The organism is Micromonospora sp. NPDC049048 (assembly GCF_043197615.1).
Taxonomy (GTDB): domain Bacteria; phylum Actinomycetota; class Actinomycetes; order Mycobacteriales; family Micromonosporaceae; genus Micromonospora.
Genome location: NZ_JBICTM010000006.1, coordinates 429,299 through 444,457 on the forward strand (window position 1 = coordinate 429,299; position 15,159 = coordinate 444,457).

General features: G+C 70.1%; 13 protein-coding genes. 4 read left to right on the forward strand and 9 right to left on the reverse strand.

The annotated features are described in order from the left end of the window. Positions 1–269 precede the first annotated feature (269 nt). Complete coding sequence (locus ACGFIG_RS21615; RefSeq protein ID WP_393005459.1) at positions 270–2,579, forward strand: ATP-binding protein; 2,310 nt, start codon at positions 270–272, stop codon at positions 2,577–2,579. A gap of 6 nt (positions 2,580–2,585) precedes the next feature. Here ACGFIG_RS21615 and ACGFIG_RS21620 read toward each other — a convergent pair whose 3' ends face one another. Both ACGFIG_RS21620 and ACGFIG_RS21625 read right to left on the reverse strand, forming a co-directional pair. Continuing rightward, positions 2,586–3,566 carry a TauD/TfdA family dioxygenase gene (locus ACGFIG_RS21620; RefSeq protein WP_393005461.1) on the reverse strand — a complete coding sequence of 327 codons (981 nt, stop codon included), beginning with the start codon at positions 3,564–3,566 and terminating at the stop codon, positions 2,586–2,588. Positions 3,567–3,578: 12 nt separating this feature from the next. After that, the gene (locus ACGFIG_RS21625; protein ID WP_393005463.1) at positions 3,579–3,941 is read right to left on the reverse strand and encodes a cupin domain-containing protein; all 363 of its coding nucleotides are present in this window, start codon (positions 3,939–3,941) and stop codon (positions 3,579–3,581) included. A 98-nt stretch (positions 3,942–4,039) separates the two neighbouring features. On the opposite strand from ACGFIG_RS21625, the gene ACGFIG_RS21630 reads away from it, so the two are divergent. After that, positions 4,040–5,083: a D-cysteine desulfhydrase family protein gene (locus ACGFIG_RS21630; RefSeq protein ID WP_393005465.1), complete on the forward strand. Its 1,044-nt coding sequence runs from the start codon at positions 4,040–4,042 to the stop codon at positions 5,081–5,083. 94 nt (positions 5,084–5,177) lie between these two features. Here ACGFIG_RS21630 and ACGFIG_RS21635 read toward each other — a convergent pair whose 3' ends face one another. Together ACGFIG_RS21635 and ACGFIG_RS21640 are read right to left on the reverse strand one after the other, a co-directional pair. Further along, positions 5,178–5,696 (reverse strand): hypothetical protein, encoded by a 519-nt coding sequence (locus ACGFIG_RS21635; protein ID WP_393005467.1) that lies wholly within the window; start codon positions 5,694–5,696, stop codon positions 5,178–5,180. 58 nt (positions 5,697–5,754) lie between these two features. Further along, entirely contained in the window at positions 5,755–6,558 is an 804-nt protein-coding gene (locus ACGFIG_RS21640; RefSeq protein WP_393005469.1) for a cyclase family protein, read from the reverse strand. A gap of 392 nt (positions 6,559–6,950) precedes the next feature. Between ACGFIG_RS21640 and ACGFIG_RS21645 the strand changes: the two genes are divergently transcribed. Together ACGFIG_RS21645 and ACGFIG_RS21650 are read left to right on the forward strand one after the other, a co-directional pair. Further along, positions 6,951–8,255 carry a hypothetical protein gene (locus tag ACGFIG_RS21645; RefSeq protein ID WP_393005471.1) on the forward strand — a complete coding sequence of 435 codons (1,305 nt, stop codon included), beginning with the start codon at positions 6,951–6,953 and terminating at the stop codon, positions 8,253–8,255. A 26-nt stretch (positions 8,256–8,281) separates the two neighbouring features. Next, positions 8,282–9,109, forward strand: a complete 828-nt coding sequence (locus ACGFIG_RS21650; RefSeq protein WP_393005473.1) for a PhzF family phenazine biosynthesis protein — start codon at positions 8,282–8,284, stop codon at positions 9,107–9,109. On the opposite strand, the gene ACGFIG_RS21655 is transcribed toward ACGFIG_RS21650, so the two are convergent. From ACGFIG_RS21655 to ACGFIG_RS21675, 5 genes are all read right to left on the reverse strand, one after another. Next, positions 9,099–10,334 (reverse strand): MFS transporter, encoded by a 1,236-nt coding sequence (locus ACGFIG_RS21655; protein ID WP_393005475.1) that lies wholly within the window; start codon positions 10,332–10,334, stop codon positions 9,099–9,101. The genes ACGFIG_RS21650 and ACGFIG_RS21655 overlap by 11 nt on opposite strands. Before the next feature lie 92 nt (positions 10,335–10,426). Next, on the reverse strand, positions 10,427–11,785 hold the full coding sequence (locus ACGFIG_RS21660; RefSeq protein WP_393005477.1) for a hypothetical protein: 1,359 nt from the start codon (positions 11,783–11,785) through the stop codon (positions 10,427–10,429). Positions 11,786–11,860: 75 nt separating this feature from the next. Beyond that, complete coding sequence (locus ACGFIG_RS21665) at positions 11,861–13,126, reverse strand: hypothetical protein (protein WP_393005479.1); 1,266 nt, start codon at positions 13,124–13,126, stop codon at positions 11,861–11,863. Between the two features lie 8 nt (positions 13,127–13,134). Then, positions 13,135–13,980 (reverse strand): aspartyl/asparaginyl beta-hydroxylase domain-containing protein, encoded by an 846-nt coding sequence (locus ACGFIG_RS21670; RefSeq protein WP_393005481.1) that lies wholly within the window; start codon positions 13,978–13,980, stop codon positions 13,135–13,137. 67 nt (positions 13,981–14,047) lie between these two features. After that, the gene (locus ACGFIG_RS21675; protein ID WP_393005483.1) at positions 14,048–15,127 is read right to left on the reverse strand and encodes a DUF6421 family protein; all 1,080 of its coding nucleotides are present in this window, start codon (positions 15,125–15,127) and stop codon (positions 14,048–14,050) included. Between the last annotated feature and the right edge of the window lie 32 nt (positions 15,128–15,159).

Sequence of the window (15,159 nt, forward strand, 5' to 3'; positions counted from 1 at the left end):
CTGACGCGTTCAGGACCCGGCCGGTGCTTCAACTCCCGGTCTTCCAGCGAATGGCTGTGTCGCTCCGATCCTCGCCGACCCGCTGAGTGCAGGGCGACTTGATCGTTATTCCGCGTCGCGCGGCTGGATCTGCTTCCGGACATTCAGGAGCGCCTTTCCGTCGAGGGCTCGACATCATCGTTTGGTTCGGACAGCATCTATTGGCGACGTTGTGTCGATCGGCCGGGCCGAGGGGGCGGAAGATGCGGCGGTCCAGAGCCGGGTGGTGGGTGTGGTCACGGCTGGCGGTGCTGGTCGTTGCGGCCGGTGCCTTCTGGTTGACATATGTCGTGGCAAAGGCGTGGCTCGATGAGGCATTGGCCTGGATCGACGGCCACCTTCAGTTTGCGTTGAGTCGCGACGTCACGGAGGCGATCCGGCAGGCTGGTGCGGTCAGCGTCGCAGCGAGCATTGGCGGATGGCTGCTCCTTCAGGGATTCCGGCGGATCAAGGTCGCGGAGGCGGAGTTTGCTCCGGCGCGCACCGGCGACGCGTCCCCTGCCGTGGAAAGTGCCCAGAGGCGGACGATCCCCAGGCAGCTACCGTCTGCGCCGCAGCGGTTCGCCGGCCGGTCGGCTGAGCTGGCGATGCTGACCGACGCTCTGGACCATGCCACGCGAGCTGGCATGACCGTGGTGATCTCGGCGATCGGTGGGGCGGGCGGGATCGGAAAGACCTCGCTGGCGTTGCGCTGGGCCAGGCAGCACCTCGACCGCTTCCCGGACGGCCAGCTCCTGGTCGACCTGCGGGGATTCGCGCCGACCGGCGAGCCGATGTCCGTCGCCGAGGCCGTCCGCGGTTTCCTGTACGCGCTCGGCGAGGATCCGACGAAGCTTCCCCCCGACCTCGACACCCAGATCGGTCTCTACCGCAGCCTGGTGGAGGACCGACGCATGCTGATCGTGCTCGACAACGCGCGCGACCCCGCGCAGGTCGTACCGCTGCTGCCCGGCGGGCCCCGCTGCACGGTGTTGATCACCAGCCGGCGCCGGCTGGCAGGCCTGGCGACACAGCACGGTGCCCAGCTTGTGGACCTCGCGCCCCTCTCCGAGCCGGAGGCGCGTCAGTTGCTCGCCAACCACCTCGGGGAGGAACGGCTCAGAGCTGAGCCGGAAGCCGTCGCGGTGCTGCTCGCCATGTGTGGCGGGCTGCCTCTCGCGCTGAGCATCGTGGCCGCCCGCGTGATCGCCCATCCAGCCCTCCCACTGTCGGGGCTGGCCGATGAGCTGGCCGACCTGCGAACCCGGCTCGAGGGCTTCGACGCCGGTGAGATCCCGTTGCATCTCGAGTCCGTCTTCTCCTGGTCCTACCAGGCACTGACCGACCCCGCAGCCGAGATGTTCGGGCTGATCGGACTGGCTCCCGGGCCGGACATCAGCCTGCCGGCCGCGGCGGAGCTGGCCGGGCTGCCGCCGGCGCGGGCGAGACTCCTGCTGCGGGAGCTGGAAACCGCCCATCTCGTCGAGCAGCAGGTCGCTGGCCGCCACCGCATGCACGACCTGCTCCGGCTCTACGCGACCAAACAGGCTCGGGAGAACCTGTCCGACAGCAACCGCGAAGAGGCGCTCCGCCGGGTGATCGACTTCTACCGGCACACGGCCCACCGCGCCGAGCGGCTGCTCGACCCGCACCGGCACCCGGTCGGGATCGACGCGCCGGCCCCCGGCTGCCATCCGCTGCCGCTGGCCGACCCGGCCGAGGCAGTGGCGTGGCTCGAGGCCGAGCACGCGAACCTGATGGCCGCGCAGCAGCTCGCGGCCGAGCTCGGCATGCACGACCTCGCATGGCAGCTGGCGTGGTGCTTGGACACCTTCCACTACCGGCGCGGCCACCTTCGGGAGTGGCGTGCGGTCTGGCAGACCGGCCTGGAGTCGGCCCGGCAGGTCGGCGATCCCGCCGTCATCTCCCTGGCCCACCGGCTGCTCGGCGACGCCAACCTCAACCTGGACGATCACGAAGAGGCACTCGCACAGCTCACGCGCTCTCTCCAGGTGGCACAGGACGCTGGCGACCTGTCCGCCCAGGCACACGCGCACCGGATCCTTACGTGGGCCAACGGGCGGGCCGGCAAGGACCAGGCCGCGCACCGGCACGCCACGAAGGCGCTCCAGCTCTACAGGGAGCTGGGCCTGCGGGTACGGGAAGCGGCGATGCTCAACGCCGTCGGCTGGTTCGAGGCACGGCTTGGCGACTATGCCCAGGCCCAGGCGCACTGCGAGGCGGCGCTGGCGTTGTGCCGACAGCACGACTACCGCGTGGGTGAGGCAAACACCCTGGCCAGTCTGGGATATGTCGCTCAGCACACCGGCCGGCCGGATGACGCGCTCACGCACTATCACGCGGCACTCGCCCTTTTCCGAGGGCTGAACAGCGTCTACTACCAGGCGAACGCCCTCGATCGGCTCGGTCAGGTCCATGCCGCGGCCGGCCGCGCCGACCAGGCCCGCGAGGTCTGGGCCCAGGCGATCCGGTTGTACCGCGGGAAAGGGCGCCCGGTCGACGCGGACCGGGTCCAGAAGCAGTTGGACGACCTCGGCTGAAGCGGGTCAGACGCGGATCACGCGATCGATGGCCGAGCCACGGAGATGCCGTGACCGCTTGAGATCCAGGGTGATGTTGACGCGCTTGAGCCATCTGTCGGTTCCGGCATATGTCGCCTCGAATGAGGCCCGGCCATGGACGGCCCGCCGGTTGTCGAGAAACAGGAGGTCCCCGGAGTGAAGAGGGAGGTCGATCAGGTTCACCTCGATCGCGCGGCGCAGAGATTCAATCGCATCCCCGATCCCCTCGACGCCAGCCGGCAGGTCGATGTAGTCCTGGTCGAATCGCAGGTACGGATCGGCCGGATCGCCGAACAGGATGCTTCCCCTGTCCGGCCCGGGAAGGGGCTCAGCGCCGGAGACGAAATAGGACGGGTCGGGCCTGAACGTGAACACCGGCTGGGCAAGTAGCTGCCGGTCGCGGTCGCTCAGCAGGCTGCTGTCGAGAAACCCGACGGTCGTGGGCACCTCGGCGGGATTGCGGACGCACAGGAGGCCGACGTGGTCCGCCCGGCAAGGGTGGAACGCGTCCTCCGTGTGCCAGTTGATCGCCTGTCGGCTGCCGGTGCCGAGCCCGGTGTCCTCGTGCTCGAGCCGCGGCGCCAGGTCGTGGATCAGGGAACCGTCGTGCTGCAGGCGCCAGCCGAAGACGTCGCCGAGGCACGAACTCAGCAGTACGGCGACGAGCTCCGCCCGGGTCTCGCTGGCGGCCTTCACCCGCTGACGGCTGGAGACCACAGGCGTCGGGCCCATGCGCTCAGCTTCGACCGGCAGCCCTCTGACGCGACAGGCAGGGGAACTTTCGGTGACCCGGAAGTCCTCGAGAAACGTACGGAGGCCACGGGGAAGCTCGTCGGCCCGGACCGCGGTCCGGGCGAGGAACCGTCCATCGTCGATGCTCCCGCCCTCGAGTGATCTGGTCAGGCTCCGGATCCGCTCGACCTCACTCGACGACAGCACGTATTCAGCTACCGCCGGAGCGCCCACGATCTCTCCATCTCAGCCCTCTTCCACGGCGTCTTGTGGCTCCACGGACGGCCACCACACGGAGAAGAAGGCGAAATCCCCTTCGGGATCGGTGTTGTTGAAGGTGTGCTCGACATTGCGCGGAATGAAAACCGCGTCGCCCTCGCGTACTTGCCAGACCTCCCCGCCGGCGATAATCTGTCCCTGACCTCGGTAGATGAATGCGATCTCGTCCTGATTGTGCTGGTCAGGCTCACACTTCTCGCCGGGCGAGATGCAGCAGGTCATCGCCCCGAAAGGGGGAGTCGCGGCCTCCGGCCAGGGGAAGACGTAGCCCTCTGCGAAGCGCTCGTTCGGGCTTTCGGTCACCAGTCTCTTCCGTGCGATCACAACCATATGTGGATTGTGGCGTCTCAATTGAGACCGGTCAATGATCCAGTTAGGCTCGCCTCATATCTACCCTCAGTCCACGCTTAATCTTGAGGGAGGCAGCGATGCCCCGTCCCGCCGTCGACTTGTCGCGCTTTCCCAAGGTCGCGCTGGGCCATTGGCCGACCCCGCTGGAGGCGTGCCCTCGCCTGACCGAGGAGGTCGGCGGACCCCGGATCCTGATCAAGCGGGACGACGTCAACGGACTGGGTGTCGGCGGGAACAAGTTGCGGAAACTCGAGTTCCTCCTGGGCGCCGCCGTCGCTGATGGCGCTGACACGATCATCACGTTCGGCGGCCTGCAGAGCAACCACGGCCGCCAGACCGCAGCGGCCTGTGCCCGGCTCGGCCTTCGCTGCGAGTTGCTCCTCACCAGGCAGGTGACTCGCATCGCCGGATCCTCCGCCCGGACCGCGCCACGGTCCGACGAGGCGTACGAGCGGTCGGGAAACGTGGCGCTCGATCTCCTTTACGGCGCCCGGGTCCACGTCTGCGAACACGATGAGGAGACGGCTGCCACCCACCGGCAGATCGTCGCTGAGGCAGCGGGAGAAGGCCGGCGCACGGCCACCCTCCCGGTGGGCGGATCCAACCCCCTCGGGGTGCTCGGCTACCTGAACGCTGCCGCTGAGCTCAGAGAGCAGCTGGAGGATGTCGACCGGATAGTCCTGCCGGTGGGGAGTGCGGGCACCGCTGCCGGCCTGGCCATCGGTGCGACCCTGCTGGACTGGCCGGTGCGGATCGACGCCGCCTCGGTGTCCGAGCCGGCGGCAGACGCGTCAGCCAGCATCCATGAGCTCGTCGGCGAGACGGCCGCGATGCTCGGCGTCCCGGCGCCGGCACTGACCCGCGTCCACGTGACCGAGAGAGCGCTGGGCTTCGGTTACGGACTGCCCTCACCGGCGGTATGGGAGGCGATCCGCCTGTTCGGGCGCACGGAGGGCATCACCCTCGACCCCGTCTACACGGGCAAGGCCGCGGCGGCGCTCATCGACTCCGTACGCGCGGGCGACATCGCCGCGACGGAGACCGTGGTGTTCCTGCACACCGGCGGGCTTCCCGGCCTCTTCGGCTACACACCGGACCTGATCAAGGAGGCCGGGGCCTGACCGTCCACGGTGGCCCCGGCGTGGAGTCGGCCCTGGCCCCGGCGCACCGGCAGCCTGACCAGCGGTCAGCGGGCCTCCGTCGCAATGGTGGAAGTCAGCAGCGGAGGTAGGTGCCGCACAGCGGCGGCGCCTCGACGCGGCAGACCTTCCAGCCGCCGCCGAGGCCACCCTCTTCCGTCGTGTGGAAGCGCCATCGGTGGGTGGCGCCGGTGAGGGTGACGTTTCCCGTCGGGTCGATCTCCGTGAACCGGAGGTCCACCATCGCGGAGACCGTGCCGTCCGAGTCGGTGTGCCAGTTGGTCGTCTCGACCCGTACGCCGAAGGTGGCCTGCGACGCGACCTGTTTGCGCAGGTCGCGAGCCTGCCGGAACAGCTCGTCCCGATTGTCGCCGCACAGGCACCGGTTGATGTCGGGGCTGTCGTCAGGCTGGAAGACCGCCAGGAGGTACGCCTCGGCCGCCGCAGCGGGCGTCCCCTCGCCCCGCCCCGCCTCGATCGCCCTCGTCACCGCCTGCCTGATCGGCGCGGCTATGCAGGCCACCGCGAAGGCGACAGCAGCGGCGACCGCCGCCCGGCGACGCCATTGCCGAGCGGTGAGCGGCATCTCGATCACCGGCCGAGACTACGCGCCCGAGCGACGACGGGGATGGCGCGAGGCGGCCGGGCGCGGGTCACACGACGGCCAGCGGGCGTACGGGCGAGCCCGTGCCGCCGACGATCGGCAGCGGGGCGAGGACGAACAGGAACTCGCTCACGCCGGCCTCCGCCAGCGAGTCCAGCCGCAGGTGTTCGACGATGTAGATGCCGGCCTCCACCAGCAGCAGGCGGTGGACGGGGAGCGCGCGGAGCCCGGCGCCGGGAGGGATCTGCTCGTAGGCGGTGGTGTCCGCGCCCGTCAGGGCGACCCAGTGGTCCGCGAGCCAGGCCGCGCCGGAGGGGTCGACCCCGGGCACCCCCGTGTCGAGACCCAGATAGGCCGCCGGCTCCGACCAGTGCCGGGCCCAGCCGGTACGCACCAGCGCCACGTCACCCTCGGCCAGCCGCACGCCCGTACGCCGCAGGCACCGCTCGAGGTCGTCGGCGGTGACGCCGTACCCGCCGGGGAGGACGTCGACGCCGTGGGCAGAGGCGACGTCCAGCAGCACCCCCCGCCGGACGAGGGGCGGAATCGTCTCGGCGCCGTGCACCCGGAACCGGCCACCGGACTGCGCCTCGGCGGCGTCGTGGCCACCGTGCAGCAGCCCGTCCTGCGAGATGTGCGACAGCGCGTCGACGTGGGTCCCGACGTGCCCGCCGGTGACGATCAGCTCGCCGGCCGACGAGCCGCCGTCGGCGCGTACCACGTCGCCGTGCCGGCGTAGCAGAGCCAGGCGGAACCCCGGGTGGTTCGGCGCGCAGGGCATCCCCTCCTCGAACGGCTGGCTGAGGTCGTGGATGGTGACGCCTGCGGCGACGGCGTCCAGGAGTGCGGTCATGGCGGTGATCCTGTCTCTGCGGGGGATGACGGATGCGTACCGGGCCGATTCCGGGTGCGGCATCGCGGGCGATTCGCGGGTGACGGTTCCGTGTCCGGCATCGGGACACGCGCGAAATCGCGATTGCGTCGGCCGATGTCGTCACCGTCGCGTACGAAGCGGGGACCAGCCGCCGGCCGGTCACTGTACTCGGCGACCCCGGCATTGGTCGACCCCTGAAATGTTCGACACTTACCGTGTCCGCAATCAATACCACGAGTTCGCCCCTGCCCGTCGGGCCGCTCGTGCCGTACACTCGCATCCGATTCAATAACGAGGCGGGCGAAGGGGTGCGGTTCACGGTGCGGGATCAAAACTCGGACTGCAATTTCGCGGAATTGAACGAGCCGCTGGTGGCCGCGCTGCAGACCGAGCCGGCGCGGTCCGCGTTCGTCGCCGCCGCGCCCCCGGTGCGGCGTTTCATGGACGATCTCGGCGCCACCCGGATGCGGTTCATCCCCTATCCGCTCGTCATCGACCGGGACGAGTTCGACCAGATGGCCGAGGCCGCCCGCGCCCTGCTGGAAGCGCAGACGGTGGTGCTCCGCGAGTTCCTCCGGTCGGGGCCGCGCGAACAGTTGTTGACGGAATTCGGCCTGCCCGCCGAGATTGCGCCCTTCGTCAACTGGGAACAATTGGAGTCGATCGAGCAGGTCTTCGCCCGAATCGACGTGCTGCCGACCCCGTCCGGCTATCAGTTCTGCGAATTCAACGTCGACTCGTCGATTTCCGGATTCGAGTTCCACGACTGCTACCAGGTGATGGGTGAGGCGCTCGACATCCCGTGGCTCGCCGACACGCCCCGGCCCGAGGAACAGATCGCGGACGTCGTCACCAAGGCGTTCCATGAGGGCAGTTTCGACCGGGTGGTGGTGTGCGACTGGTCGAGCCGCATCGGGGTCGGCTACTTCGGCTTCGAGTTGCTGACCGAGACGCTGCGCCGGCGACTGCCCGACGTGCCGGTCGACCTCGTCTACCACGGCGACTATCCGCAGCGGTGGCTCGAGCCGTCGGCCGGCAAGCGCACCCTGGTCTATCGCGGCTTCATGCACGAGGACATGGACGACGACTACGACTTCATCACCCGGCTGGTCGGCAGCGGCGCTTCCGTGATCAACCTCTTCGAGGCCGAGATCCGTACGCACAAGCGCTGGCTGGCGATGTTCTGGGAGGAGCGCTTCGCCAGCCTGCTGCCCGCCGGCGTACGCGACATGGTGGCCCGCTACGTGCCCCACACCGTCTCGGTGACCCCGGAGAACCGTGACCGCCTGCTGGCCGACCGGGCCGAGTACGTGTTCAAGTTCGGGCACTCCTCCGGCGGGCACGACGTGATGCTCGGGGCCGACCACGACGCGGACACGATCGCCGCCCGGCTGGACGAGCGCGGCCCCGACGGCTGGCTCGCCCAGCGCCGCGTGCAGCTCGCCGGGTGCCGGTTCGCCCCCGAGGCCGCCGCCGAGCCGGTGCCCCACCACGTCGTGCTCGGGCTCTACGTGCTCGGCGGCGAGTGCTCCGGTATGAACATCCGCGCCGACCGGGGCTCGGCCGTGGTCAACATCCACCAGTCGGCGGCCAGCGGCTGGGCCATCCCGTTGGACGCCGACGAGCGCCGACGGCTGATCGAGCGCGTGCGGGCGATCGGGCCGGCGGCCCGCTGACGACACCGACACCAGTTGGAGGCACGATGGAGATTCCCCTTTACCAGGTCGACGCGTTCACCGACCGGGTGTTCTTCGGCAATCCGGCCGCCGTCTGCCCGCTGGACGAGTGGCTCAGCGACGAGGTGATGCAGGCGATCGGCCTGGAGAACAACCTCGCGGAGACCGCGTTCATCATCGACCAGGGCGACAGCTTCGCGCTGCGCTGGTTCACCCCGTCGATGGAGGTCGACCTCTGCGGGCACGCCACGCTCGCCGCGGCCCACGTGGTGCTGCACCACCTGCGGCCCGAGTGGGACGAGGTCACCTTCCACTCCCGTACGGGTCCGCTCGTGGTCAGCCGTACGCCCGAGGGGCAGTTCTCGATGTCCTTCCCCGCGTTGCCGCGCGAGCGGGTCGACCCGCCGGAGGCCCTGCTCGCCGGGCTGTCGATCGCGCCCACCGCCGTCTACGGCGGCATGGACTACATGGCGGTCTACGACAACGAGGAGGACCTGCGCGCGATCGAACCCGACCAGCGGATGCTCGGGACCCTCGACCGGCGCGCGGTGGTCGTGACGGCCCCCGGCGTCTCCTCCGACTTCGTCGCCCGCTTCTTCGGCCCCAAGCAGTCGATCCCGGAGGACCAGTTCACCGGGTCGGCCCACTGCATGCTGGTCCCCTACTGGGCGGAGGTGCTGGGCAGGACCAGCCTGACCTCCCGTCAGTTCTCTCCCCGGCTCGGCAAGACGCTGACCATCCGCGCCAACTGCGAGCTGCGCGGCGACCGGGTCATCCTGGGCGGATCGACGCGCCAGTACCTCGCCGGCGTCATCACGCTGGACGACGACGAGGTCGCTCAGCTCAGTCGCTGAGCTGCCGTGCCGCCGGCCGTGCCCCGTCGCTCGCCGCCCCCTCGGGCTGCGGCTCCGGGGCCGGCTCGGGCTCGGGCTCGGTGGGCATCTCCATCACCCGACGCAGCGGCGAGAAGTACAGCGGGACGATGGAGACGAGTTCGCCGGCGATCGCGAGCGCGAGGGTCTGGCGGACGCCGATGACGTTCGCGACCAGCCCCGCGACCGACGCGCCCAACGGGATCACGCCCCAGACCAGGAACCGCATCGTCGCGCTCAACCGGGCCTGCATGCCCGGCGCGCACAGCGCCTGCCGGACCGACAGTTGCAGGATGTTGGAGACGACGATGCAGCCCGAGGCGACGCCGTAGCCGATGCCGGCCACGATCAGCCAGGCTCCGCTGCGCGCGAACGGCAGCGGAATCGACACGATCCCCGCCAGCACACACGCGGCGAGGACGGTCGGCCCCACGCCGAAGCGCCGGGACAGCCGCACCGCCAGGAGGGCGCCGAGGGTCGCTCCGGCGCCGGCGCCGGAGAAGATGATCCCGATGTACGCCGACGGCAGCCGCAGCACGGACGCCAGCAGCAGCAGGAACATGGTGGTGGTCGCGATGTTGCAGAAGTTGTACGTCGAGCTGCGGATGGCCATCACCCGGAACATCGGCACCCGCAGCACGTACCTGATGCCGTCGCGTACGTCCTTGACCAGCGTGGTGGTGCGTGCCGGAGTGGCCGCCGCCGCACCGGTCACCCGGATCCGGCTGAGCAGCAGCGTGGCGATGCCGAAGCAGACGGCCGTGGCGCCGAGGACGTACGACGACGTGGCCAGCGCCAGCAGGAAGCCGGCGATGGCCGGGCCGGTGATCTCCGCCAGCGAGAGGGTGAACTCCACCCGCGAGTTGGCGCCGGGCAGCAGCTGCCGGTCGACGATCCGCGGCAGGACGCTCTGGTAGGAGATCCCCAGGAAGACCGTGCACAGGCTCCCCGCGAACATCAACGCGTACAGCGCGGGCATGGTGAGGTTGCCGGCCAGCGCCAGTGCCGCGACGACCCCGAACACGGCCGTACGGCCCAGGCTGGAAAACACCAGGACCCGTTCCCCGCGCCGGCGGTCGATCCACGCGCCCGCCGGCAGCCCGAGGAGCAGGAAGCCCAGGAACTCGCAGGTCACCAGGAAACCGACCTGCGCCGGCGTGGCGTTCAGCGTCTTCACGGCGAACAGCGGAATGACGACCGTCGCCACCTCGAAGCCGAACTGGCTGACGGTCTCGGCGCTCCACAGCAGGCGGAAGTTCTTCTTCAGGGTGATCTCCTACCCGTGACCGGCGGCGATGTTCAGGCCCCCGGGTGCAACAGCACCGGTGCCAGCAGGACGTTCGCGATGCCACGGACGACGGTCCCCGGCACGGTGGTCAGGCGGCAGGTGAAGCCGGTGTGCCCACCGGGCCCGTAGTGCATCCCCCACACCGCGTACCAGTCCCGTTCCGTGACGCCGTCGGTGTCGAAGCCCGGCTCCGCCCGCTGGACGACCCTCCGTTGCAGGATGTGGCGGCCGCTCTCGGCCGCCGAGGCGAGCGCCGCCTGCCACGTCCCGTCGTCGACCGTCCAGCCGGCCACCGTGCCCTCACCGCGGGCCAGATTGGTGGGTTTCAGGATGGTGTCCGCCCGGTCGCGGACGAAACCGGTCAGGTCGGTGGCCGCGTCGACGTAGGTCGTCTCGGGGAGGACGCGCCGCAGCGCGGCGCGTTCGTCGTCGGTCAGCGCGTCCTGTACCTCGGGGAGCCACACCAGGGCGAGGCACGCCTTGCTGTTGTACATGTCGTGCACCGGCGAGGTGACCATCGGCGGCAGGGCGGAGCCCGGCGCGGGGTGCAGCCGCCGCCAGGCCAGCACGGGATCCGGCTCCTCGGCGAGCTCCATCAGGTTGAACAGCCGCAGGAGGTGGGTCGCCCCGGCGACGTGGTCGGCGACGCGGCCGTCCGGCTCGTGCAGGTCCGCGACCTCCGCCAGGCGGGTCCGCAGCGGACGATCGGAGTACGCCTCCAGGCATTCGCCCAGGGGACGCCAGTCGTCGGCCCATTCCTCGAGCGCACCGGTCGCCTCGACCATCAGCACCTCCGCCGGCCCGGGCTCGGCGTCCTGCCCCCTGCCCGTGCTCTCCACCGTGCGCAGCACGTCGAGCAGGGCGGTGATGGGGTCGAGGTGTCGTAGTCCGTGCCGCTCGGCGAAGGGCCGGAAGGCCGGCTCCGCCATGACGGCGGGGAGCCAGGCGGTGCGTTCGGCACCGCCGACGGCGGGGCTCAGGCCCAGCTCCAGGACCTTGAACCCGGTCCCGTCGTGGATCAGATCGGCGCGGCCGTACGGCACCAGGGCGGGCAGGTCGGTGCCGGCCAGCAGCGGGCGCAGCACCTCCGGCACGTCGGTCAGCGCGCCGAACGCGGCCGTGTCGCCACCGGCGAGCAGGTGGGGCAACCGTCCCACGACGTCGAGCAGCACCGTGAAGTCGGCGTAGAACGACGCGAACTCCCGCTCGTCGACGAACATCACCCGGTGGAAGCTCTGTGCCTCGATGTCGGGCCCCAGCACCCGGGCGGCCGTGCGGGCCGGCAGGTCCGGTGGCAGCTCACCCTCGCGTACCGCCCGCAGGTAGTCGGTTGCCGGGTCCTGCGACACGGTCCGATCCGGCGCGCTCACGCGGCCGACTCCCGCCTGGCGGCCCGCTGGCGGGGGCGTGCGGTGCCGCCGGCGGGCGGCTGCGGCGTGTGCCGGTCAGGCCGACAGGAACAAGGCACCCGCTGCCTCCAGTTCGCGTAGCTTGCGGTAGTCATCCGAGATCGTCTCCGGGCTCTCGTGGACCAGGAAGACCAGGCCCGGGGTCGTGTACGAGTTGACGGTGACCTGCAACGGGTCGCCGGCCACGAGGTATGTGTCGACCGCGTGGAAGGACGGCAGCTCGCGGAGCAGGCGGAGATCGTAGCCGGCGAGGGTCCCCGAGTGGCGGGACAGCAACTGCACCATGGCGGCGTGCCGGCGCAGGACGGGGCGCCAGTCCGCGCGGACCCGCTCGGCGAAGCGGTCCGGAGCCACGATCGTCTCGGCCACCAGCTGCACCGTGTTGGTGCCCGTCGCCCTGGTCAGTTGCGAGATGTCGATCGAGCCCATGAACCGGGCGCCGGTCTCGACGAGCACCGGCTCACCGGCGATCATCATGACCTCCGTGTGCGCCGTACCCTCGCGGATGTCCAGGGCGTCGAGCACGGTCCCGACGAAGCCGTGCAACCGCTCGAAGACGGCGTCGCGCGGATCGACGAGCCGCTCCAGGTCGTAGAGCGCCGTACCGCCCTCGTGGCGCTTCTTCGTGTGCCAGATGTCCGAGACGATGTACTCGCCCCCGGCCGACACGGTGTTGACGGCGTACTCGTCGCCGGTCATGAACGGCTGGACGAGGAGTTCCCCGATCGGGGAGCCGAACACGTCGGGCGCGCCCAGCCAGCCCTTGAACGCGGTGTCGAGGTCCGCCTCGGAGCGGCAGCGCAGGAAGCCGAAGCTGCCGGAACTCGATCGGGGCTTGACGACGGCGTCGCCCAGCCAGCCCCCCGCGCGCAGCCACTCCGCCGCCTCGTCGCGGGAGGCGGTGCTCAGGTGCGGGATGACGGCGACGCCCCCGGCCGCCGCAGCACGTGCCATGTGGTGCTTGTCGCGGCGGCACCGGGTCGTCGCCGGGTCGTTGCCGGGCACGCCGAGCGCCTCGGCCAGCTGGTCGCCCAGCTCGACACCGGTCTCGGCGCCGGCCACGACGCTGCGCGGGCGCAGGCCCGCCCGGTCGAGCCGGTCGACGATGGTGTTGACGTCGCCGTCGTGCAGGTAGGTGTCGACATAGGCGTGGTCGACGCCGGTACGCAGGAGGAACTGCGGCAGGTCCGGGTCGCTCTGCACGTGCACCGTGCCGAGGCCGTACCCGGCGAGGGCCGGCGCGAGCGCGTTGGCCGTCGAGTACCCGTCCACGACGACACAGACTTCGCTGGCGTGTCGCATGATCCGCCTCAGGACTCTCGGGCCAGCAGGAAGTACGTCCGCATCGGGGGGATCATGTCGAGCTGCGCGGCGACGGGCGAGTGCCGGGCCGCCCCCTCCAGCATGTCGAACACGCCGTCGGGGGTGATGTCCCGGGTGAACATCGTCTTGATGGCGATCTTCAGGAAGTCCCGGTAGTTGGTGGTGTCCATGAGCGCCCCGGCGCGCTCGAACGCGGCGATCTCCTCCTGGTCGATCGGCAGCCGCTCGACCTGGTGCGTGCTCGGGATGCTGGGCGGCTGGACCTCGCCGGTGAAGCAGGCGGCGAGCGAGTCGGCCTGGAAGTCGAGCACCAGGTGGGTGCGGTCCTTCGTCCACCCGGAGACCGCGCTGTGGGCCTGGGTGGCGTCTAGGAACCAGATCTCACCGACGTTCATGTGGTACAGGGTCGTGTTGTGCGAGCTGACGCAGGACTCGTGGGTCTCCAGCGGCAGGTGGATCCGGATCAGGTTCGTGTCGAGTTCGAGGTAGTCCCGGTGTGGCACGAGTGCGCTGCCGGGGGTCAGCCGGGCGAGCCGGCCGTACTTCAGGAGGGACAGGTCGAACAGCTCACCCACGAGATGCCGCACGTACGGCAGGCGCTGGCCGAGGTCGGTGACGACGGCCGGGCCCTCGTAGGGGTTGAGTCCCGCGTCGAGACCGCGGCCCGTGCCGTTCCACACCGCGCAACTCTTCCAGGCGCCGCAGACGAAGTCGCTGTACTTGTCCGTGTAGGGGAACGACGCCATGGTGTCGAGGTCCGTGGCGAGGCTGTCTGCGTCGATGCCGCAGGTGCCGAGGATGCCGGTTTCGGTCGAGTTCATAACGGTGGTCATGGTCGGTACTCTCCAGCGGGAGTCGAGGCGGAGCCGTACGTCGATGGGAGGGGACGGCCGGCGCGGCTCACACGCCGAGTCGCTCCTTGAGCTCGGCGAAGAAGGGCACGTGGAGGAACTCGCGCTTCTCGGCGTCGTACCGGGTGTAGCGGCGGGTGAACTCGATCAGGCCCGTGCGGGCGGCCTCGACCCCCTCGGTCAGGACGACGTCCTCCAGCTCGGTGATCTCGGTGACGAGCGTCCGCAGCGCCTCGGGCAGGGTCGGCAGGAGCCGGATGCGCCCCTCGTCGATCGTCAGGCCCCCCTGCTCGCGCAGGTAGTTGAAGAGCAGTTGCGACGCGATCGCGTCGTAGTTCGGCTTCGGGATCCCCTCGACCGAGTACCGCAGCAGCCGCTCGGCCAGGACGAACTCGAAGGTCAGCGCGGCGAGCTCACGATCGATGTCCGCGTCGTCGAGGCAGACCAGCATCGACTTGACGTCGACCCGCATCTCCTCCAGGCCGGCCAGCGGCTTGTAGCTCTTCGCCGACAGGAACTGCGGGATCGGCATGCTGCCCGTGCGGTGGTGGAACTCGTGCAGCCGCACCCAGGAACCGGCGGCCCGCTCGACGCCGGTGTCGTCGACACTGGACAGCAGCGGGAACGAGTCCGCAACCATGGCGGCGTCGATGAGCCGGCGGGTGAGGCGGTGCCGGGAGACGAACTTGTCGATGAAGTAGAAGATCAGGTCATCGGGTTCCTGGCGGCCGTCGATGTGGTTCTCCGGGAAGAGCGCCACGACGACCCGACTGTCGAAACCCGCGCTGTGCCGGCGCAGGTTGACCGGCATCGTCGGGCTCGGGTAGCGGTCCACCAGTACGGGGTCGGACGGGATGGGCTCGTACTCCAGGTAGTCCAGACCGAGAGTCGGGAAGTACGCGGCCGAGAACACGGACAAGAGGGTGTTGTCGGCCCGCGAGTTGATGTGCCGCTTCGTGGCCGTGAGCTGCGGCTTCTCGTGTCCGCCGGTGAGATCCTCGACGAGTGCCCGGGCGGCGGGCCGGGCACCGAGCGTCGCCGAGTCGGCGATCCAACCGGCCAGCCGGCGCAGCGCCTCCGGCGATCCGGGCTCGGTTTCGCGCTGGTAGCGGGCACGCAGCTCGTTCACTTCGTTGACGACAGCGTCTGTATCCGCTGCGG